General features: G+C 64.5%; 19 protein-coding genes, 2 tRNA genes and 1 pseudogene. 14 read left to right on the plus strand and 8 right to left on the minus strand.

The window, feature by feature from the left end:
* Positions 1-64: 64 nt before the first annotated feature.
* Genes B843_RS10405 through B843_RS10435 form a run of 7 tightly spaced genes read left to right on the plus strand, consistent with a single transcriptional unit; the run spans position 65 to position 7,667 of the window.
* Positions 65-1,189: a polyprenyl synthetase family protein gene (locus B843_RS10405; RefSeq protein WP_025253441.1), complete on the plus strand. Its 1,125-nt coding sequence runs from the start codon at positions 65-67 to the stop codon at positions 1,187-1,189.
* A 54-nt stretch (positions 1,190-1,243) separates the two neighbouring features.
* Positions 1,244-3,508, plus strand: a complete 2,265-nt coding sequence (locus B843_RS10410) for an MMPL family transporter (RefSeq protein WP_025253442.1) — start codon at positions 1,244-1,246, stop codon at positions 3,506-3,508.
* Positions 3,505-4,437, plus strand: coding sequence for a phytoene/squalene synthase family protein (locus B843_RS10415; protein ID WP_025253443.1), 933 nt, complete (start codon positions 3,505-3,507; stop codon positions 4,435-4,437). Before B843_RS10410 ends, B843_RS10415 begins: the two co-directional genes overlap by 4 nt.
* The gene (locus B843_RS10420) at positions 4,434-6,050 is read left to right on the plus strand and encodes a phytoene desaturase (protein WP_025253444.1); all 1,617 of its coding nucleotides are present in this window, start codon (positions 4,434-4,436) and stop codon (positions 6,048-6,050) included. The genes B843_RS10415 and B843_RS10420 overlap by 4 nt, the downstream gene beginning before the upstream one ends.
* 19 nt (positions 6,051-6,069) lie before the next feature.
* Positions 6,070-6,453, plus strand: a complete 384-nt coding sequence (locus B843_RS10425; protein WP_025253445.1) for a lycopene cyclase domain-containing protein — start codon at positions 6,070-6,072, stop codon at positions 6,451-6,453.
* On the plus strand, positions 6,450-6,797 hold the full coding sequence (locus B843_RS10430) for a lycopene cyclase domain-containing protein (RefSeq protein ID WP_025253446.1): 348 nt from the start codon (positions 6,450-6,452) through the stop codon (positions 6,795-6,797). Before B843_RS10425 ends, B843_RS10430 begins: the two co-directional genes overlap by 4 nt.
* Positions 6,798-6,806: 9 nt before the next feature.
* Positions 6,807-7,667 (plus strand): prenyltransferase, encoded by an 861-nt coding sequence (locus B843_RS10435; protein ID WP_404825184.1) that lies wholly within the window; start codon positions 6,807-6,809, stop codon positions 7,665-7,667.
* 24 nt (positions 7,668-7,691) lie between these two features.
* Here B843_RS10435 and B843_RS10440 read toward each other — a convergent pair.
* A pseudogene (locus B843_RS10440) lies at positions 7,692-9,125 on the minus strand (helix-hairpin-helix domain-containing protein); the annotation flags it as partial.
* Positions 9,126-9,585: 460 nt separating this feature from the next.
* Between B843_RS10440 and B843_RS10450 the strand changes: the two are divergent.
* Positions 9,586-10,790 (plus strand): IS3 family transposase gene (locus B843_RS10450; RefSeq protein WP_169729851.1). Its coding sequence is split into 2 segments (ribosomal slippage): positions 9,586-9,883 and positions 9,883-10,790, totalling 1,206 coding nucleotides; the frame shifts between segments, so codons are not numbered across the junction.
* Positions 10,791-10,801: 11 nt separating this feature from the next.
* A complete protein-coding gene (locus B843_RS10455) occupies positions 10,802-11,452 on the plus strand; it encodes an MFS transporter (RefSeq protein WP_025253451.1) in 651 nt (216 codons plus the stop codon).
* A gap of 75 nt (positions 11,453-11,527) precedes the next feature.
* Here the strand turns inward: B843_RS10455 and B843_RS10460 are convergent, their stop codons facing one another.
* The 4 genes from B843_RS10460 to B843_RS10475 all read right to left on the minus strand — a co-directional run bounded on the left by B843_RS10460 (position 11,528) and on the right by B843_RS10475 (position 15,702).
* The gene (locus B843_RS10460) at positions 11,528-11,848 is read right to left on the minus strand and encodes a metal-sensitive transcriptional regulator (protein ID WP_025253452.1); all 321 of its coding nucleotides are present in this window, start codon (positions 11,846-11,848) and stop codon (positions 11,528-11,530) included.
* Between the two features lie 37 nt (positions 11,849-11,885).
* Entirely contained in the window at positions 11,886-14,165 is a 2,280-nt protein-coding gene (locus tag B843_RS10465; protein ID WP_025253453.1) for a heavy metal translocating P-type ATPase, read from the minus strand.
* The gene (locus B843_RS14030; RefSeq protein ID WP_025253454.1) at positions 14,166-14,384 is read right to left on the minus strand and encodes a heavy-metal-associated domain-containing protein; all 219 of its coding nucleotides are present in this window, start codon (positions 14,382-14,384) and stop codon (positions 14,166-14,168) included. It lies immediately after the preceding gene.
* A 178-nt stretch (positions 14,385-14,562) separates the two neighbouring features.
* Positions 14,563-15,702 (minus strand): L,D-transpeptidase, encoded by a 1,140-nt coding sequence (locus B843_RS10475; RefSeq protein ID WP_051483498.1) that lies wholly within the window; start codon positions 15,700-15,702, stop codon positions 14,563-14,565.
* 411 nt (positions 15,703-16,113) lie between these two features.
* Between B843_RS10475 and B843_RS10480 the strand changes: the two genes are divergently transcribed.
* The 3 genes from B843_RS10480 to B843_RS10490 all read left to right on the plus strand — a co-directional run bounded on the left by B843_RS10480 (position 16,114) and on the right by B843_RS10490 (position 17,031).
* Positions 16,114-16,186: transfer RNA gene (locus B843_RS10480), tRNA-Lys, on the plus strand.
* A 57-nt stretch (positions 16,187-16,243) separates the two neighbouring features.
* Positions 16,244-16,316 (plus strand) — tRNA-Lys (locus B843_RS10485).
* A gap of 154 nt (positions 16,317-16,470) precedes the next feature.
* The gene (locus B843_RS10490) at positions 16,471-17,031 is read left to right on the plus strand and encodes an isochorismatase family protein (RefSeq protein ID WP_025253456.1); all 561 of its coding nucleotides are present in this window, start codon (positions 16,471-16,473) and stop codon (positions 17,029-17,031) included.
* Between the two features lie 67 nt (positions 17,032-17,098).
* Here B843_RS10490 and B843_RS10495 read toward each other — a convergent pair whose 3' ends face one another.
* A complete protein-coding gene (locus B843_RS10495; protein ID WP_025253457.1) occupies positions 17,099-17,374 on the minus strand; it encodes a DUF3618 domain-containing protein in 276 nt (91 codons plus the stop codon).
* Between the two features lie 181 nt (positions 17,375-17,555).
* Between B843_RS10495 and bcp the strand changes: the two genes are divergently transcribed.
* Together bcp and B843_RS10505 are read left to right on the plus strand one after the other, a co-directional pair.
* Positions 17,556-18,029, plus strand: coding sequence for a thioredoxin-dependent thiol peroxidase (bcp, locus tag B843_RS10500; protein WP_025253458.1), 474 nt, complete (start codon positions 17,556-17,558; stop codon positions 18,027-18,029).
* 2 nt (positions 18,030-18,031) lie between these two features.
* Positions 18,032-18,682, plus strand: coding sequence for a TetR/AcrR family transcriptional regulator (locus B843_RS10505; RefSeq protein ID WP_025253459.1), 651 nt, complete (start codon positions 18,032-18,034; stop codon positions 18,680-18,682).
* A gap of 15 nt (positions 18,683-18,697) precedes the next feature.
* Here the strand turns inward: B843_RS10505 and acpS are convergent, their stop codons facing one another.
* Complete coding sequence (gene acpS / locus B843_RS10510; protein ID WP_025253460.1) at positions 18,698-19,090, minus strand: holo-ACP synthase AcpS; 393 nt, start codon at positions 19,088-19,090, stop codon at positions 18,698-18,700.
* An 81-nt stretch (positions 19,091-19,171) separates the two neighbouring features.
* Positions 19,172-21,175, minus strand: coding sequence for a phenylacetic acid degradation bifunctional protein PaaZ (paaZ, locus tag B843_RS10515; RefSeq protein WP_025253461.1), 2,004 nt, complete (start codon positions 21,173-21,175; stop codon positions 19,172-19,174).
* Between the last annotated feature and the right edge of the window lie 11 nt (positions 21,176-21,186).

Below are 21,186 nucleotides of genomic sequence, written 5' to 3' on the forward strand. Positions count from 1 at the left end.
ACAGAAAAGTCGTTAATGGTGACGTGGTGGCGTAACTGACAGGTTTTGATAGGCGATACTCTAAATGGACAACGGCATGACACTGACAACCGAGCAGTTGGCTCCCCCGGGCTTCGACTTCAATGAGGAGATCTACCTGGAGCTCAATCGCACCTTCTCCTCTTTGTCTAAACGGTGCAGTAGTTACGGCCCGGAGTTCCGGGCCTGCCTCGACACCGCATTCCAGGCGCTCCGTGGTGGCAAACTGGTGCGCCCACGCATGCTCCTGGGCACCCACCGCACCATGACCACAGAAACGGCGACAGGCGCGGCCAACCATGAGGTCGCCCTGCAGATCGCGGTGGCCACGGAACTGCTGCACTTCGCCTTCCTGGTCCACGATGACGTCATCGACGGGGATCTCTACCGCCGTGGCAAGCTCAACTTCATCGGCCAGATCCTCAAACAGCGCGACCCGGATAACTTCTCGGACAGGGGCCCGGATCCCGAACATCTGCACTGGGCATCTTCCAATGGCATCCTCATCGGCAATCTCTTCCTGGCCGCCACCCACCAGGTCTTCGCCCGGGTGGACCTGCCCCACCCCGCCCGCCTGCGACTACTGGATCTGCTCGACCACACCATGAACGACAGCCTGGTCGGTGAATTCCTCGATGTCGGACTCAGCAGCCGGGCGATCACACCCGATATCAACACCGCCCTGGAGATGAGCCGGCTGAAGACCGCCACCTATACCTTCGAACTCCCCCTTCGTGCCGCGGCCATCCTTGCCGGGTTGTCGGAGGAGGATGAGCAGAAGGTCGGGGTGATCGGCGCCCACCTGGGCACCGCGTACCAGCTGCAGGATGACTACCTCTCCACCTTTGGGGAAGCAGCAGAGCACGGCAAGGATGCCTTCTCCGATCTCCGGGAGGGCAAGGAGACCACCATCATCGGGTTCGCCCGCGCCACCCGGCATTGGAAGGACATCGAGGTGAACTTCAACAACGCGGAACTCACCACCACACAGGGGGAACAGATCCGCGACCTGCTCATCCAGTGCGGTGCGGAGGAATACTCCCGTGACACCATCAGACACCACCTGGATGCCTGCCGCCTCTCCATCGCAGACCTGCGCACCAACCTGAACCACGAGGTCATCGACCTGCTGTTCGCCCAGGTTGATCAGCTGGACAACCGCCGGTCCTGATCACCTCCATCCTCCATCCACCATCTACCCCTTTGTGAAACGGAAACGACCACCATGTCTACTCGCATCACCACACCCCCCGATCCGGTTCAGGGCGCCACGCCCCGGAAAACCGGGCCTGCGCGTTGGGTCCGGATCCTCCTCCCCGCGGTCCTGATCCTCATCTGGCTCGCTGCCGCCGGGGTCGGCGGCCCCTACTTCGGCAAGGTCGGTGAGGTCTCCTCCAATGACCAGACCGCCTACCTGCCCGAGTCCTCTGATGCCACGCAGGTGCAGCAGCAGCTGGGTGAATTCAGTGACTCTGATTCCATCCCGGCAGTGGTGGTCATGGTCGGTGATGAACCCCTCACCGATCAGGAGATCGCAGAACTTAATACCGTGGTCGCCGGTTTGACCGACCTGGAGGGAGTCGGCGAGGATGTGTCCCCGGCCATTCCGTCCGAGGACGGTCTGGCAGTCCAGGCGTTCGTACCCATTGACAGTGGTGAGGCAGTGGCAGATGTCGTCGACAAGCTCTCTGAGACGCTGAGCGACCAGACACCGGACAACGTGGCCACCTATGTCACCGGACCGGCCGGGTTCAGCGCCGACCTCGGCGCTGCGTTCGCCGGCATCGACGGGCTTCTGCTGGCAGTCGCCCTCGCGGCGGTGTTGGTGATCCTCGTGTTCGTCTACCGTTCCTTCATCCTGCCGATCGCCGTGCTGACCACCAGTATCTTCGCCCTGACCGCCGCACTGCTGGTGGTGTGGTGGCTGGCCAAGTGGGAGATCCTGCTGCTGTCCGGCCAGACCCAGGGCATCCTGTTCATCCTGGTCATCGGTGCAGCCACCGACTACTCACTGCTGTATGTGGCCCGCTACCGCGAGGAACTGCGCCAGTACCGGGATAAGGCCACGGCCACTCTCAAGGCCATCCGCGCCACCATCGAACCAGTGCTGGCCTCGGGCAGTACCGTCATCGCGGGTCTGCTGTGCCTGCTGTTCAGTGACCTGAAATCCAACTCCACCCTGGGGCCGGTCGCCTCCATCGGCATCATCTTCGCCATGCTCGCCGCCCTGACTCTGCTGCCCGCCCTGCTGTTCGTGTTCGGTCGTGTGGCCTTCTGGCCGAAGCGCCCCGCGTATGAACCCGAGGTGGTCCGCCAGGAGGGCGGCATGCCTTCCAAGGGTATCTGGACCAAGGTGGCACGCCTGGTGAAGAACCATCCCCGCGCCATCTGGGTATCCACCCTTATCGTCCTGCTCGCCGGCGCCGCCTTCGTGCCGACTCTCAAGGCCGACGGTGTCTCTCAGTCCGATCTGATCCTCGGCGCCTCCGAGGCCCGCGACGGCCAGGAGGCCCTCGGTGAGCATTTCCCCGGTGGTGCCGGCAGCCCCGCCTACGTGCTCACCGATGAGACCAACCTGCAACAGGTTGCCCAGGTGCTGCTCTCCGATGACAGCTTCGACGGTGTCACGGTCTCCAGTACTGAATCCCCGGCCGGTTCCGCCCCGCTCACCGAGGACGGGATCGCACCCATGGGCCCCGGTCCCGCACCTGCCCCGACCGTGGTGGACGGGCAGGTCCTCATCCAGGCCACCCTGGTTGATGCACCGGATTCCCAGGAGGCACAGAACAGTATCCGTGACCTGCGGGCCACCTTCGCCGATGAGAACATCGATGCCCTGGTCGGTGGTGTGACCGCCACCGCCCTGGATACCAATGACGCCTCCATCCAGGACCGCACCCTGATCATCCCGCTCGTGCTGGTGGTGATCCTGGTGATTCTCATGCTCCTACTGCGGTCCATCGTGGCCCCGGTGCTGCTCATCATCACCACCGTGATCTCCTTCGGCACGGCCATCGGTGTTTCCGCGCTGCTGTTCAACACCGTCTTCGACTTTCCCGGTGCGGACCCGGCCGTCCCGCTCTACGGGTTCGTGTTCCTGGTAGCCCTGGGCATCGACTACAACATCTTCCTGGCCACCCGCGTGCGGGAGGAGACCGTCAGGCATGGCACAAGGGAGGGCATCCTGCGTGGGCTGGCTGTCACCGGTGGTGTCATCACCTCCGCCGGACTGGTCCTGGCCTCCACCTTCGCAGCGCTGTACGTCATCCCGATCCTGTTCCTCGCCCAGATCGCATTCATCGTGGCCTTCGGTGTGCTCATTGACACCTTCCTGGTCCGTGCCTTCCTGGTGCCGGCATTGTTCTACGATATCGGGCCGAAGGTCTGGTGGCCGTCTAAACTTACTTCCCAGAAGCACGAGGATTCCGTGGCCGCCAACAAGGAACGCGCCGCACACAACCCCCGCACTGAGGAGTTCGTAGAGGTATGACGCAGCATCAGCTGACCAACCGGTCGGCATCCTTTCTCAACAGTGCACTGGGGCTGTACAACAGGGTGGCGGTTAAGGCCTCCCACCAGGTAATCAAGCGGTATTCCACCAGCTTCAGCATGGCCACCCTGATGTTGTCGCCGCAGATCCGCCGGGACATCCGCAACCTGTACTCCGTGGTGCGCATCGCCGACGAGATCGTCGACGGCACCGCGCTGGCCGCCGGGTACACCCCAGCCGAACTGGGCACGCTTCTCGACGACTACGAGGCCGCCGTCCTCGCCGCGCCCGCGCAGCATTTCCACACCGATCTGGTCCTCCAGGCCTACGGCGACACCGCGAGGCGCTGCGATTTCCAGGATGAACACGTGGTGGCGTTCTTCGCCTCCATGCGTCGGGATCTGACGGCCAGTGAACACGACCCGGGTAGTTTCGAGGCCTATGTCTACGGTTCCGCAGAGGTCATCGGATTGTTGTGCCTGAGTGTGTTCAACCAGGGCCAGCCGGTCAGCGCCGCCCGTCAACAGCGCATGCGGGAAGGAGCCCGTGCCCTGGGGGCCGCCTTCCAGAAGATCAACTTCCTGCGTGATCTGGCCGAGGATCAGCAGGAACTGGGACGCACCTACTTCCCCGGCACCACCACCGGGGCACTGACCGAGCCGCAGAAACAGCAGCTCATCACCGATATTCGGGGGGATCTGGCCACTGCCGAACGCACCTACCCGGCACTGCCGGTGCAGGCGCGGATCGGTGTGATCGCAGCCGCCCTGTTGTTTGAGGGTCTCACCGACCGGATCGAGCAGACCCCGGCAGCGAAACTACTGGAGGAGCGCATCAGTATCCCCGTCACCACCAAACTCATGATTCTGGGCAGGGCCACCATGAAAGGCCTGTCCATGAGCATCTACAGAAAGAAGCAACAGGCATGACCGGAAACAACAGGGTTGGTTCAGCAGTAGTCATCGGTGCCGGCGTGGCAGGACTTGCCACCGCTGCTCTCCTGGGCCGCGATGGTTGGGATGTCACCATTGTGGAGAAGAATGCCAATGTGGGTGGCCGCGCCGGCTCCCTGGAGATCGACGGTTTCGACGGTTTCCGCTGGGACACCGGACCGTCCTGGTATCTCATGCCCGAGGCCTTCGACCACTTCTTCGCCCTGTTCGGTACAACGACCGAGGATCACTTGGACCTGGTGGATCTGACCCCGGGTTACCGGGTGTTCTCCGGGAATACGGCCACGGTGGATGTGCCCACCGGTCGTGAGGAGGCCGCCGCCCTGTTCGAATCGATCGAACCGGGTGCCGGTGCGAAACTGCTGACCTATCTCGACGGGGCGGAGGATGCCTACAACATCGCCATCGACCGTTTCCTCTACAACACCTTCTCCGAACTCGGCCCCCTGCTGCACAGGGATGTGCTCAGCCGTGCCGGCCGCCTGGCCTCCCTGCTGACCCGTTCACTTGAATCCTATGTCAACAGCCAATTCGAGAACCCCATCCTGCGACAGATCCTCACCTACCCGGCGGTGTTCCTGTCCTCCCGCCCCGAGGGCACCCCGTCGATGTACCACCTGATGAGCCACACCGACCTGGTGCAGGGTGTGAAATACCCGATCGGCGGGTTCACGGCGGTGGTCACCGCGCTGCACAAGCTCGCCATCGAACACGGTGTGAACTTCCGTCTGTCCACCGAGGCCATCTCCATCAATACCGCCAAGGTCGGTGGCAAGACCATCACTACCGATGTCAGTGTTCTGCACGACGGTGAGCTGGCGAAGATCCCGGCGGACATCGTGGTCTCCGCGGGTGATCTCCACCATACCGAGAACAACCTCCTGCCGAAGAAGTTGCGTACCTACCCGGAGCGCTACTGGTCCACCCGCAACCCCGGCATCGGTGCGGTGCTGGTCTATCTGGGTGTCAAGGGCAAGTTGGAGCAGCTGGACCACCACAACCTGTTCTTCAGCGAGGACTGGACCGATGACTTCGCCGTGGTCTTCGACGGCCCGCAGGCCACCCGCCCCTCAAACGCCTCGGAATCGATCTACGTCTCCATGCCGTCCGCCTCCGAGGACGGTGTGGCACCGGAGGGACATGAGAACCTGTTCATCCTCGTGCCCACCAAGGCCACCAGCAGCATTGGTCACGGGGATGCCTACCTGCCGGAGGCCTCCGCCACGGTGGAGGCCATCGCCGAACACGCCATCAACCAGATCGCAGCCCAGGCCGGGATTAAGGACCTGCGGGAGCGGATCGTCGTCAAGCGCACCCTCGGCCCGGCCGACTTCGAGCGCCGCTACCACTCCTGGCTCGGCAGCGCGCTGGGCCCGGCGCACACCCTGGCTCAGTCCGCGTTTCTGCGCGGACGCAACAAGTCACGCAAGATCGACACCCTCTTCTACGCCGGTGCGACCACCGTGCCGGGTGTGGGTATCCCCATGTGCCTGATCTCAGCGGAGAACATCCTCAAGCGGCTGCATGCCGACACCACCCCCGGTCCCCTGCCGGAGCCGGTGCCCAATGCTGCCAGATCAGTAGGGTAAATACGTGACTGATTTCCTGATGTCCTTCATCTATCTGGGTTCGCTGATCGTCTTCATCGGCTGCATGGTGTTATGTGACCACCGGTGGAAGCTCGGCTTCTTCCGCAACGCACCCCGTGCCGCCCTGGCGATCGGTGTTACCTATGTCGGATTCCTGCTGTGGGATGTGCTCGGCATTATCACCGGCACCTTCTACCGTGGTGATTCCCCCTATATGACGGGCATCGATTTAGCTCCCCACATGCCGATTGAGGAGCTGTTCTTCCTGTTCTTCCTGTGTTACCTCACCCTGAATCTGACCTCCGCGGTCAGCCTGGTGTTGAAAACCCCGCTGCCTGAGCAGCGGGGGGGTACCACCCAGCCCGCCGATGCTGCAGCACCTACCGGGGAGGCCCGAGCATGACCTATGTCCTGATGAGCATCCCCTTCCTGGTGTTCGCACTGGTGGCCTTCGTGTTCAAGCGGGCCAACGGCACCAGGAAGATCACCTGGGTCACCCTGCTCACCACCCTCATCCTGTTCGTGTTGACGATCATCTTCGACAACATCATGGTGTGGGCCGATTTCTTCGGGTACGGCGACACCCAGCATCTCGGCATCTGGATCGTTCTCATCCCGATCGAGGACCTCTTCTATCCGCTGTTCGCTGCCCTGCTGATCCCCGCGATCTGGTTGCCGGGCAATCTGTGGCGCAGGAACAGGGACATCGCAGAAACCGACACATCTTCTGACGCTGAAAGGGCATAACTCATTGTGATGGACACAATCCGTGTGGTGTTCTCCTCCTCCCGCCCCATCAGCTGGGTCAACACCGCCTTCCCCTACTGCCTGGCCTACCTCCTCGGGGGCGGCAGCATGGACTGGCTGTTCTGGGTGGGGGTGGTCTTCTTCCTCATCCCGTACAACATCGCGATGTACGGGATCAATGATGTCTTCGACTATGAATCGGATATCCGCAACCCCCGTAAGGGTGGGGTCGAGGGTGCCGTGGTGTCGAAGAAGTACCACCCCACCCTCCTGTGGGCCTCGGCGATCACCACCATCCCCTTCCTGGTGGTCCTCTACGCCGCCGGCACCTGGATGTCTGCGCTGTGGTTGACCATCTCAGTGTTCGCGGTCATCGCCTATTCCGCGGCGGGCCTGCGGTTCAAGGAACGTCCCCTGCTGGACGCGATCACCTCCTCCACCCACTTCACCTCCCCGGCGCTGGTCGGTGCGACCATCACAGGTGCCGACATCTCCACCGCGATGTGGCTCGCCCTGGGGTCGTTCTTCCTGTGGGGCATGGCCAGCCAGATCCTCGGGGCAGTGCAGGATGTGCGCGCCGACCGCGAGGCCGGTTTGTCCTCCATCGCCACCGCCATGGGCGCCCGCGGTGCCGCCCGACTGGCCACAGTGCTCTACCTAGCCGCAGCCGCCCTGGTGTTCCTGCTGCCCTCGCCCGCGTGGATCGTCGGCATCGCCGCGGTGACCTATGTGCTCAATGCGGGCCGTTTCTGGAATATCACCGATGACACCTGTGAGAGCGCCAACCGTGGTTGGAAGGTCTTCCTCTGGTTGAACTACCTGGTCGGCGCGGTGGTGTCCATGACCCTGATCAGTGTCTACCTCGTGTAGGGAGCTTGTCGACGCCCCGACCCTCTACCGGAAATCGCGCGAACCCCTGCTGAGCCACTCCCCGACAGACAGGGGCTCCAATTTGTCCGCCACCACATTCACCGCCCCGGTGGCATTCTGCACAATCCCGCGGACGATCAGCGTTTTCGCGGTGCGGGCCAGCACCCGCTGCCGGTCCCACAACCCGGGTGAGACCATGACGTTCATCAGGCCGGTCTCATCCTCCAGGCCGAGGAAAGTCACCCCGGAGGCGGTCTGGGGACGCTGTCGGTGGGTGACCACCCCGGCGATCCGCACGCGGGTGCCGTCCGCCACATCGGTGAGCAGCCGGTCCGCGGGCACGACACCGAGGGATTCCAGGTGGGCGCGCAGCAGGGCCATGGGTTGGGCATCAGGGGTGACCCCGGTGGCCGCGATGCTGGTGGCCATCAGCTCGAAGGCACTCATACCGGGCAGGGCTGGCGCCTCGATCGCAGAGATTCCAGGTAGCATCCCGGGGCGTTCGGTGGCGGCGATCCCCGCCTGCCACAGAGCTTCTCGACGACCCACCCCCAGGCAGTCCAGTGCCCCGGCGCGGGCGAGGGCCTCGATGTGGGCCACGCCCAGGTCAGCCCGGCGCGACAGATCCGGGATGGAAGCGTACGGGGCATGCTCCGCGATGCGGCGGGTGGCGTCCTCCCCCAGTCCTTTCACCAGGTCCAGGCCGAGGCGAATATGACCGTCGGGGGCATCGGCCTGGACGCCGGACTCGTTGATGCTGATGGGCAGGATCGTGATGCCGTGGCGGCGGGCATCGGCGATGAGGGACTGCGGGGAGTAGAACCCCATCGGTTGGGCGCGGAGCAGGCCTGCGCAGAATTCAGCCGGGTAGTGGTGTTTGAACCATGCGGAGAAGTACACCAGGGTGGCAAACGACTGAGAGTGGGATTCGGGGAAACCATAGGCGGCGAACGCCACCATCTTGTTCCACAGTTTGTCGGCGGTGTCCCCGGTGATCCCGTGGGTGTCGGCAAGTCCCTGGTAGAAACGCGACCGTAGCGCCGCCATGCGGGTGGGGGAACGTTTGGAGCCCATGGCGCGTCGTAAAGCATCCGCCTCCCCGCCGGTGAATCCGGCGGCATCGACGGCGATCTGCATGATCTGTTCCTGGAACAGCGGGATGCCGAGGGTCTTGCCCAGGGATTTCTCCAGGACGGGATGGTCATAGGTGACGGGCTCCTCGCCGCCGCGTCGGCGCAGGTAGGGGTGGACGGATCCGCCCTGGATGGGGCCGGGGCGGATGAGGGCGACCTCCACCACCAGGTCGAAGAAGGTCCGTGGTTTCAGGCGTGGCAGGGTGGACATCTGAGCGCGGGACTCCACCTGGAACACCCCCACGGCGTCGGCGCGGCACAACATGTCATAGACACCCGCGTCGGCGAGGTCGAGTTACCAGAGGTTGACCGCGATGCCACGGTGGCGCTGACCACGGCCGGACTGGTGGCATGTTCCTCCCCGTCGAATGAGAACCCCTCCCGTGCAATGATCAGACTCCGGAGGATACCGCGTTCGCGAAGTATCTCGACACCGGTGAGATCCCGACTACGGGTGATGAACCGTTCCGTTTCGAGATCACCGACAACCACTATGATGCCTGTGATCACATCAGCTGGCTTGGATTGACCGGCACCACCCAGCCCGCGGGGGAGCAGGAGGACACCAGCGGTTTTGTTGTCTTCTTCCAGGACGGTGATCTGGTCACCGATCCCCGGCCGGTCCAGATGGGGTCAGCTCCGTTTGTCGACCGTAATGACGCCGATGACCAGGCCATCGTTCAGTTCGGTCACTACGCGCCTCCCGGTGAGGTCGGACCTGACCCCTGTTTGGTAGACACCCGACAACCCGGCTTTCTGCCGGGGAAGAAAGGTAACCTGCCACCATGCCCAGCAAGACCTACACCGAGGAATTCCGCCGCGACGCGGTCGCCCTCTACGAGAATTCCCCCGGCGTATCGATCAACGCCCTCGCCGCCGAACTCGGCGTCAACCGCAACACCCTCCAGATCTGGGTCCGCAAATATGGCACCGGCGCCCGCACCACCACCAGCACCGAGGCCGCCTCGCAGACCCCGACATCGGTGACCGATGCCGAACGTATCCGCCAGCTGGAACGGGAAAACGCCCGACTGAAGGAAGAGCGCGACATTCTGCGCAAGGCCGCGAAATATTTTGCGGAAGAGACGACCTGGTGATCCGCTTCCAGTTCGTTGACGACGCCAAGAACAGCCATTCGGTCAAGCGGTTATGTGAGGTTCTGAAACTCAACCGGTCCTCGTACTACAAATGGACAAACACCTCCTCCGCCAGGACACAACGCCTGCTGGGCGACGCGATCCTCGGCGCACGGGTCAAGGCCGTGTTCGGCGCAGAACGCGGCTGCTACGGCTCCAAACGCATCACGGCGCAACTCAACGACGACTCGCCCGGCAGTCCGGTCAATCACAAGAAAGTCGCCCGGATCATGCGCTCGTTGCAGCTGGTTCGCTACTCGAAGAAACGCAAGGTCACCACCACGGTGTCCGAGGGAAAGAAGCCGGTATTCCCCGATCTCGTGGGAAGGAAGTTCACCGCCCCGGCACCGAACCAGGTCTACGTCGGCGATATCACGTACCTGCCGATCGCGGACGGGTCGAATATGTACCTGGCCACGGTCATCGACTGTTTCTCCCGCCGGCTGGTAGGCTTCGCGGTCGCCGATCACATGCGTACTTCCCTGGTCCAGGACGCCCTGGTGATGGCCAAGGGCCAGCGCGGAAGTCTCGACGACGCAATTTTTCACTCGGACCATGGCAGTGTCTACACTTCCCATGCGTTCCAACAGACGTGCACAACGCTGGGGATCTGGCAGTCGATCCGCGCGATCGGCAGCAGCGCTGATAACGCCCTGGCGGAGTCCTTCAACGCCGCGTTGAAGCGTGAGGTCCTCCAGGACGCGAAGACGTTTGCCAATCAGTTGCAGTGCCGGCGAGATGTTTTCCGCTGGTGTACCCGCTACAACACCACGCGTCGGCATTCCTGGTGCGGGTATCTCGCTCCAGCAGTGTTTGAAGAGCAATGTCCTGTTACGCTGAGATCTGCTTCCTGATCACATCCCCCGTGTCTACTTTCCGGGGGTCGGGCCCGAAGGCCACCCAGCCGATCATGCCGCTGCGGCTGTTCGACAGCCCGGTGCGCGCGGGTGCCGCGGTCGCGCGCCTGCTGTTCGCCGGCTCCATGATCGGGTTCTTCTTTAGCACCCAGCTCTTCCAGGACTACCTCGGCTGGACCCCGCTGCAGGCGGCGCTCGGGTTCGTGCCGATGACGCTGCTGCAGTTCCTCTTCTCCCCCCGCGTGACGAGGCTGGCCGCGCGGGTGGGGATGGCGCCGCTCATCGCCGCCGGGCTGCTGTTCGTGCTCGCGGGTCTTGGCTGGCTGGCCTTCGCCAGCGGCGGCGCGTCCTACCTCGCCGATGTCCTCGGCCCGATGCTGTTCATCGGTATTGGGCAGGGCATCGCATTTGGGCCCTTGACCAACGTCGGCGTGCACGGCGCGGCGTCCGAGGACGCGGGCGCGGCCAGCGGCATGGTCAACACCGCGCACCAGCTGGGTTCGACGCTCGGCATCGCGGTGCTCACCGCCGCGTCCGTCCGCACCGACACGATGATCGAGGGCTTCCAGGCGGTCTACGCGGGTGCCGCGGTCATGGTCGGAATCGCGCTCGCTGCCGTGGTCTTCGTCGTGGCGCCCGCGCTGCGGGGCCGCGGCTAGGAAACCGAAGGCGTCGACAAGCAAAAGCAAAACCCCGGGCGGCATCTGACCGCACGGGGTTGACTAGCAGCGTGTTTAGCGGGCGAAGCGGGCGACCGCGTCGGAGACTTCCTTGAACTTCTGGTCGGCCACCTCGCCGCCCTCGATGGCGGCGTTGCGCACGCAGTGGCGCATGTGGTCATCCAGCAGTCCGAGCGCGACGTTGCGCAGGGCCGACTGGGCGGCGGAGACCTGGGTCAAGATGTCGATGCAGTACTTGTCCTCGTCGATCATCCGCTGGATGCCGCGGATCTGGCCCTCTACGCGCTTGAGCCGCATGAGGTAGCGCTCCTTCTCGGAGATGTAGCCGTGGTGGCTCTGCTCGTGGGCGGCCTCGGCGGGGGTGTTCTCAGACATCGCTTTTCCTTTCCTAGACTCTCAATCTACCTGCTTGCTAGCCGCGCCACGGCTTGAACCCGCGCAGTCGCAACGAGTTGGACACAACGAACACCGAAGAGAACGCCATAGCGATGCCGGCGAGCATCGGGTTGAGCAGGCCGAAGGCGGCGATCGGGACGAGCAGCACGTTGTAGATGAACGCCCAGAAGAGGTTGCCCTTGATGGTTCCCAGTGTCCGGCGGGACAGCCGGATGGCGTTGACCGCCGAGAGCAGGTCGGAGTTCATCAGCGTGATGTCCGAGGCCTCGATGGCCACGTCGGTGCCAGCGCCCATGGCCAGTCCCAGGTCGGCCTGGGCGAGCGCGGCCGCGTCGTTAACGCCGTCGCCGACCATGGCCACGTTCTTGCCCTCGCCCTGGAGCTTCATCACCTGGGTGACCTTGTCCTCGGGCAGGACCTCGGCCACGACGTTGCTCGGGTCGATGCCCACCTTCTCCGCGACGTGGCGGGCGGCGTCCGGGTTGTCGCCGGTCAGCAGCCAGGGCTCGAGCCCCAGCTCGCGCAGCGCCTTGATGGCTGCCGCGGAGGTCTCCTTCGGGGTATCCGCCACGGTGACCACGGCCGCGGGGACGTCGTCGACGTTGAGCACCACCGGGGTGGCGCCCTGGGCGCGGGCGGCGTCGAAGGCGTCCTTCAGCGCGCCCTCGAGGGCGACCGTCGGGCGGCCCACGCGCACCTGCTTGCCGTCGACCACGCCGCGGACGCCGAGGCCCGCGAGGTTTTCGAAGTCGTCGACCGCGGGGATGCCCGCCTCGCCGGGAAGGGCCTGCGCGCCCTTCACGATGGCCTTGGCGATGGGGTGCTCGGAGGCCTGCTCCACCGCGGCGGCAAGCCGCAGGGCCTCGTCCTTGGGCAGCCCGCCTGTGGCGACGTCGACAAGCGACATGATGCCGGTGGTGACGGTGCCGGTCTTGTCCATGACGATCGTGTCGACCTTCTTCGTCGACTCGAGCACCTCCGGGCCCTTGATGAGCAGGCCGAGCTGGGCGCCGCGGCCGGTGCCCACGAGCAGGGCGGTCGGGGTGGCAAGGCCGAGGGCACACGGGCAGGCGATGATGAGGACGGCCACGGCCGCGGTGAAGGCGGGAGCCAGCCCCGAGCCGCCGATGAAGTAGTGGCCGAGGAAGGCGAGCACGGCGATCGCGATGACCACGGGCACGAAGACCTGCGAGATCTTGTCCACCAGCTTCTGCACCGGGGCCTTGCGCGACTGCGCGTCGGTGACCAGCTTGGCCATCTGCGCAAGCGTAGTGTCCGAGCCGACGCGCGAGGCCTTCACGATCAGGCGCCCGGAGGTGTTCAGCGTGGCGCCGGTGACCTTGTCGCCCGCGACCACCTCGACCGGCACAGACTCGCCGGTGAGCATGGACTCGTCGATGGCCGACTGCCCCTCGGTGATCACGCCGTCGGTGGCGATCTTCTCACCGGGGCGCACGACGAAGGTGTCGCCGACCTGCAGGGAGTCCGCGGGCACGCGGGTCTCCTTGCCGTCGCGCAGCAGGGTCGCCTCCTTGGCCCCCATGGACAGCAGTGCGCGCAGCGCCGCCGAGGACTGCCCCTTCGCGCGGGTCTCGAACCAGCGGCCGAGCAGCAGGAAGGAGATGACCACGGACGCTGACTCGAGGTAGAGCTCGTCCATGGTGGACTCGGTGGGCAAAAGGTGCATGGACATCTTCATGCCCGGCATGCCCGCGTTGCCGATGAACAGCGCCCACAGGCTCCATAGGTAGGCGGCGGTCGTGCCCATCGACACCAGCGTGTCCATGGTGAACGAGCCGTGCTTGAGGTTGGCCCACGTCGCCTTGTGGAAGGGCGCGCCGCCCCAGAAGTACACCGGAGTAGCCAGCGTGAGCAGCGCCCACTGCCAATTGGTAAATTGCAGCGCCGGGATCATGCTGATGAGCAGCACGGGAAGCGACAGCAGCGTCGAGATGATCAGCCGGTGCTTGAGGTCCTCGGCCTCCGCCTCGCGGGCGGCATCGATCTGATCCTGAGCGCTTTCTTGCTTGTCGACGCCTACGGCTTGCTGGTCCGACTTCTTCGCGGCGAGCGAGAAAGCGTCGTATCCGGCCGCGCGGACGGTGCCGATGAGCTTGTCCTCGTCGACGGTCGCCGGGTCGTACTCGACGCTAGCGGACTCCGTGGCGAAGTTGACGCTGGCGTTGACCCCGTCGAGCTTGTTGAGCTTGCGCTCCACGCGCGCCGAGCAGGACGTGCAGGTCATGCCCGTGACGCCGAGGTCGATGTGTACGAAGTTCTGGGTTGGCTGCGTCATTTAGACCACCTGGTAGCCGGCCTCGGCGAGGGCTGCGCGTACCTCGGCCTCGTTGATGTTTGTTCCCTCGACCACGACCTTACCGGTCGCGGGTGTTGCGACGACGAGGTTGACGCCCTTCACGGCACCGACCTCCTCCTCGACGGCCGCCTTGCAGTGGCCGCAGGTCATGCCGGTGACGTCGAAGACGCGGGAATCGAAGGTGGAATCGGTGCTCATGATGAAATCCTCTCGGGTTATTCTTTGGCCTTCTCGGCCCCAACACGTTCAAACCTATACCCCCTATGGGTATCTGTCAAGGGGGGTCGCGGCATCAAAAAACCGGCGGCGGATTTCTCCGCCGCCGGTCCCTGTTTGTCCTATTAGCTAGTGGGTCAACCCCACTACCCACTACCCACTAGCCGTCTACGTTGCCGGCCTTCCAGGTCTCCCACGGGATGTTCCAGTCGCCGAGCCCCTCGGTGCCGTCGAGGGTGCCGCCGATGGTGTTCTTCACGGTGACGATGTCGCCGCGCTTAACAAAGTCCTGGAACCACTTCGCATTCTCGGTGGAGACGTTGATGCAGCCGTGCGAGGTGTCCTGCGAGCCCTGGGCCCACACCGACCATGGGGCGGCGTGGACGTAGATGCCCGAGTACGACATCTGGGAGGCGTACTTCACGTTGGTGCGGTAGCCGCCGTTGTTCAGCGAGAGGCCGTAGGTGGTCGAGTCCATGATGAGGTCCGGGTAGAGGTCACCGATGGTGTACACGCCGTTCGGGGTGGGCCACTGGTTAGCACCCATGGAGATCGGCATGGTCTTCACGGCCTCACCGTTCTTGTACACCGTCATCTGCTTGGTGTTGTCGTCCGCGATGGCCTCGACCTTGTCGCCGATGGTGAAGTTGGTCTCGTTGTTATCCGAGCCGTAGACCCCGCCGCCCAGGTTGACGCCGTACAGGTCGGCCTTGACCGACACCTCGGTGCCCGGGTCCCAATAGTTCTCAGGGCGCCAGCGCAGCTCGTTGGCGTTGATCCAGTAAAAGGCGCCGTCAACATGCGGGCTGGTCTCGATGTCGATGGCATCCTGGACTGCCTGCCGGTCCTGGATCGCCACGTCGAAGCGGAAGGCGATGACCTGGCCCACGCCCACCGTCGAGTCGGGCAGCGGCGAGAGCGCCACGCCCTCGGTCTGGGCGGGCGACATGGTCTTGAAGGTGGTCGTTGACGACTCGCCGTTCTTGTCCTTCGCCTCGATGGTGTAGGTGCGGCTGTAGCCGAGCTGCTCCGTAGTCTTCCAGCTCTTGCCGTCCGAGGCCATCTCGGCCTCGACTTCCTTGCCGTTCTCGTTGGTCATGGTGACGGAGTCGAGCCCGTCACCCAGCGACTTGACTACGACCTCCGTCGCGGGGCTCACGTCCTTTTCACCGTCGGAAACGCTGGCCACCGGCGCCATGAGCTGGTCGGCCGTGGCCTCCGCATTAGCGGCGATGGTCTTCCCGCCGCTGGAATCTCCCCTATCAATAGTGCACCCGCACAGAAGTAACGACAGTGACATAACCACTGCCGTCACCGTCGTCTTTTTGCTCACCACAGCATGATCTCTTTTCGCATTGCGCAATACGCCACATTAAAAATGAACCGCCTGAAGGACGTAGGTGCTATCCTACGACCCCAACCTGTGAATCCCGCATCCGCAAGGCAACTCGTTGCCTAACTGTTATATGACTTCCGCGGAACCGTGGTCGGGGCGCGGCCTGCACCCTTAGGACCATCCCTTTGACACTCACTTTCGTTACACTAAGCACCGGCCGCGACACGATACCCCCGCCCCTCCCCCACCCCGGCGGGCGCCGAGGCGCTTCGGCGCGGCAAAATGGCTCGTGAGCAGGTGATTTTACAATGCGACCCTTGGTGAGTTATATTTTTCTTCGTTGAACGGCAGGCCAGCCTGCACGGGCAGCGGTAAGCGCCATTAGCTCAATTGGTAGAGCAACTGACTCTTAATCAGTGGGTTCGGGGTTCGAGTCCCTGATGGCGCACAGCATGAAAAACCAGATGGTTTCGCCGTCTGGGTTTTTTATTTTCGTGCGCACGCTGCGCCATTAGCTCAATTGGTAGAGCAACTGACTCTTAATCAGTGGGTTCGGGGTTCGAGTCCCTGATGGCGCACAATCTCCCCTCCTCCGGCGGAAGCTGGCGGAGGGTTTTTCGCTTCTCGACGACCAAGGCCAGCGCCGCCATTCCCGAAGAGGGGTAGGCATACGCGCGGGCGTTGATTCATATTATTCCCCCGTTCACATTCCGCGGGTAAAATCCCGAAGGTATGCGAGCACTTGTGATTGTCGATGTACAAAACGACTTCTGCCCCGGCGGAAGTCTCGCGACCGCGCGCGGTGACGCCGTGGCCGCGGGCATCGCGGAATTCATCGCCACCCACCGAGCAGACTACGACTTCGTCATTTCTACGCAGGACTGGCACATCGAGCCAGGCTCCCACTTCCATCCCGAGCCCAACTTCACCTCCTCGTGGCCGGTGCACTGCGTCGCCAACTCCGAGGGCGCGAGCCTGCACGAGGCGCTCGAGGGCACCGAGTTCGACGAGGCCTTCTTCAAGGGCCAGTACACCGCCGCCTACTCCGGCTTCGAGGGATTTACGTTGGACGGCATCAGCTTCAGCAACTGGCTGCGCAACCACGACGTCGAGGACATCGACGTCGCCGGCATCGCCACCGACTACTGCGTGCGCGCAACCGTCCTCGACGGGTTAAAGGAAGGCCTCAAGGTGCGCGTGCTCAGCGACCTGTGCTCGCCGGTCGACGAAAAGACGGGCGCGGCGGCGCTCGAGGAGATGGCCGCGGCCGGCGCCGAGGTCGCCGCGGCGTAGGGACCGGGCGCCGAAGGCGTCGACAAGCGAAAGAGCTCACCATCGCGGTGAGCTCTTATTCTTTTTGCTAGCGGTTGGCGAGAAGGCGCTGGATCTCCTTGAGCTCCTTGCGCTTCTTGGTCGAGCGGACGATGCCGAGCGCGACGAGGGTGACCACAGCGGCGCCGACGCCGGCCAGGATCTTCTGCACCTTCGGATCCTGCAGCTTGGTAGTGGCCTGGGACTTGGCGTCCTCGACGAGGTTCTGCGGCTTGCTGCGGTCCGCGATCTCGTCCAGGGTGCTGGCCAGCTGGCGGCGGGTGCGCTCGATGTCGCGCTGGATATCATCAATACTGCGTGCCACGGGTAGATCTCCCTATGTATCTAAAGCTTCATTCAAGCGCGAAAACGCGCGGTTTGCGTACCAGCTTACCCTCTCCTTTACGCCGCGCACACGCAACCGGGATGTTTTGGCCGCTGTTTCGCGTGCCCCCGACCGCGCCGACCTCCCCGGCGGGTCGGGGAGGTTGGCTATTGTTGTAGGCATGACTGAAAACGTGCGCCTGGAAGTTGGATCCCCCGCCCCGGAGTTTAGCCTCGCTAACGATTCCGGCGGCACCACCTCGCTTTACGATTACGCCGGCAAGCGCGTGGTCGTCTACTTCTACCCGCGGGCGAACACCCCGGGCTGCACGAAGGAGGCCTGCGACTTCAGGGACTCCATCACCCAGCTCAACGACCTCGGCATCGACGTCGTGGGCATCTCCCCCGACAAGCCCGAGAAGCTGGCGAAGTTCCGCGAGGACCACGGCCTCAACTTCCCCCTTCTTTCCGACCCGGACAAGGAGGTGCTCAAGGCCTACGGCGCCTTCGGCGAGAAGAAGAACTACGGCAAGGTCGTCCAGGGCGTTATCCGCTCCACCTTCCTCGTCGAGGCCGACGGCAGCATCGGGCTGGCACTTTACAACGTGCGCGCCACCGGCCACGTCGCCCGCGTGCTCAAGGAGCTGAGCAAGTAACAATGCCCGCCGAGCCCGCCGACATGCAGGGACAGGAGATCCTCCTGCCCCGCCGTCGGCCTGCCCAGCAGCGTTCGAGGGAGCGCTACTCCCGCATCCTAGGCGCCGCGCGCGCCGTCCTCGTCGACGTGGGCTTCGAGTCCTTCACCTTCGACGAGGTGGCCAAGCGCGCCGAGGTGCCCATCGGCACGCTGTACCAGTTCTTCGCCAACAAGTACGTGCTCATCTGCGAGCTCGACCGCGAGGACACCGCCTCCACTATCGGCGAGCTGGGCCGCTTCGCCGACCTCGTCCCCGCCTTGCAGTGGCCCGACTTCCTCGACGAGCTCATCGACCACCTCGCCTCCATGTGGCGGGCGGATCCCTCCCGGCGCGCCGTGTGGCACGCGGTCCAGGCGACCCCCGCTACCCGCGCCACCGCCGCCGACACCGAGCGCCCCATGCTCGACGTGTTGGCCACCGTGCTCGAGCCTCTGGCGCCCCTCGTGCCCGCCGAGGAGCGTCGCTCTATGGCCGGGCTGCTCATCCACACCGTGGTCTCGCTGCTCAACTACGCGGTGACCTCCGCGAAGGACGAGGACACCTTCAACTCCACGGTCGCGGAGATCAAGCGCATGATCGTGGCCTACCTGTTCGCGGTGGCCACCGGCTAGCGGGAGGCCCCTACGCTAGGGACGTTCTAGGATGCACACCGCCGTGGCGTAGTCGCCGTCGTGGCTGACGCTCACCTGAACCTCCTCGATCCCGCTCGTTTCCAAGATCACCCCGCGTGGCATGATGAGGGTCCTGCCCCACCGGTCGGGGACCACCTCGATCTCGGCCCAGTCCACCCGGTCCGGCTCGACGAGCGGCGGGCGCCCGTAGTAGGCCTGCGACCAGGCCTTGATGAAGGCCTCCTTCGCCGCCCAGCGGCCTGCCAGGTGTTCCTCGCGGTTCGGCTTGGTCCCGGCCACCCGCAGCTCGCGGGGGCTGAACACGTCCGCGAAGCGGGAGCCGGACAGGGCCAGCTGCTCGGCGAAGGTGGGGATGTGCACGATGTCGATGCCCACGAAGCTGCTCATGGTTTCCCAGCATAGGTGCGGGGCATAAGAATGGGGCGGGGCGCTCCCTGATCGGTGAGCGCCCCGCCCTAAGCCAGCTGCCTAGACGTAGGTCTTCTCAACCTTCTCCACGAGGGTGAGCACGTCGTAGGTGGCCACGATCTCGTCGTTTTGGTTGTAGATGACGGTGTCCCAGACGACCTCGCCGTACTCGTCGGTCACGCGCGGGGTGATCTTCTTGGCGGTCAGCTCGACGCGGATGGAGTCGTCGTAGGTGACCGGGGTGATAAAGCGCAGGTTCTCTAGGCCGTAGTTGGCCAGCACCGGGCCCGGCGCGGGCTCGACAAACAGGCCCGCGGCCCAGGAGACCAAGAGGTAGCCGTGTGCCACCCGGCGCGGGAAGAACGGGTTGGCGGTCGCCGCCTCCTCGTCAGTGTGGGCGTAGAAGGTGTCGCCGGTCTTCTTTGCGAACTCGAGGATTTCCTCGAGGGTAACCTTGCGCAGCTCGGAGCGCAGCTGGTCGCCCAGCTTGAGGTGGGCTAGGTCCTTGCGGAAGGGGTGGCCGTCGGTGTTGGTGGGCGCGCCGCGGTGCCAGACGCCGGTGATGGCGGTGAGGTGGGTGGGCGTGCCCTGGATTGCGGTGCGCTGCATGAGGTGCTTGACGCCGCGGATGCCGCCGAGCTCCTCGCCGCCGCCGGCGCGGCCCGGGCCGCCGTGGATGAGGTGCGGCAGCGGGGAGCCGTGGCCGGTGGAGGTCTTGGCGTCCTCGCGGTCGAGGTAGTGCAGGCGGCCGTGGTGGGCGGCGATGCCCATGGCAAACTCGCTTGCCAGCTCGGGGTCGTGGGTGCACACGGTGGCGACCAGCGAGCCCTTACCGCGCTGGGCTAGCTCGATGGCCTCGCTGGTGGTCTCGTAGCCAACGACCGACAGGACCGGGCCGAAGGCCTCCACGTCATGCATCTTCTCGGAGGCGGTGAGGATGACAGGGGCGAACACGCCCTCCACCTGCGCAATGTTCGGGTGGTGAGCCACCGCTCCGGCGTCGATAAGCGAAGCAACCGCCTTGGAGACCTCCTCGAACTGCTCCGGCGAGGCGAGCGGGCCCATCGTGGTCTTTTCGTCGCGCGGGTCGCCGAGAACAACCTTCTTTTCGATCATCTCCGAAAGGGAGGCGATGACCTTGTCCACGAGCGGGGCGGGGACGATGGCGCGGCGGATGGCGGTGCACTTCTGGCCAGCCTTCGCGCTGATCTCGCCGAACAGCGCGCGGATGTAGGCCTGGTACTCTGGGGACTCCTCGTCGACGTCGAGACCCAAGATGGCGGCGTTGAGGGAGTCGGCCTCGGCACTGAAGCGCACGCCGGTGGAAAGGCTCGCCTGCTCCAGCTTGAGCGCGGTTGAGGCGGAGCCGGTGAAGGCGACGTGGTCACGGTAGTCGAGGCGGCTGAGCAGATCGCCCGCGGAGCCGGAGATGATCTGCAGGGAGCCCTCCGGCAGGATGCCGGAGTCCAGCATGATCTCCACGCAGCGCACGGCGAGGTAGCCGGTGGGAGTGGCGGGCTTGACGATGGTGGGCACGCCCGCGATGAACGCCGGGGCGAACTTCTCCAGCATGCCCCAGACGGGGAAGTTGAAGGCGTTGATCTGCACCGCCACACCGGGCAGGCGGGTGTAGATGTGGGTGCCGAGGAAGCTGCCGTCCTTGCTCAAGACCTCGGTGGGGCCGTCCAAGATGACGTTGGCGTTGGGCAGCTCGCGGCGGCCCTTGGAGGAGTAGGTAAACATCGTGCCGATGCCGCCGTCGATGTCGATCCAGCTGTCGCGCTTGGTGGCGCCGGTGGCGTACGAGAGCTCGTAGAGCTCGCCCTTGTGCTCGGTGAGGTAGTTGGCCAGCTCCTTGAGCTTGAGCGCGCGCTCGTGGATGGTCAGCTCGCCGAGTGACTTCTGCCCCACCGTGCGGCCGTAGTCGACGACCTTCTGGAAGTCGACCCCGGCGGAGGAGATGCGGGCGATCTCCTCGCCGGTGAAGGCGTCGACAACGGGCACAGCATTCGGCGCGGTGTCTTCGGCGGTGTGCCAGCTTCCGTACACAAAGCTTGGGATCATCGTGGGTCAGT

The organism is Corynebacterium vitaeruminis DSM 20294 (assembly GCF_000550805.1).
GTDB classification, from domain to species: Bacteria; Actinomycetota; Actinomycetes; order Mycobacteriales; family Mycobacteriaceae; genus Corynebacterium; species Corynebacterium vitaeruminis.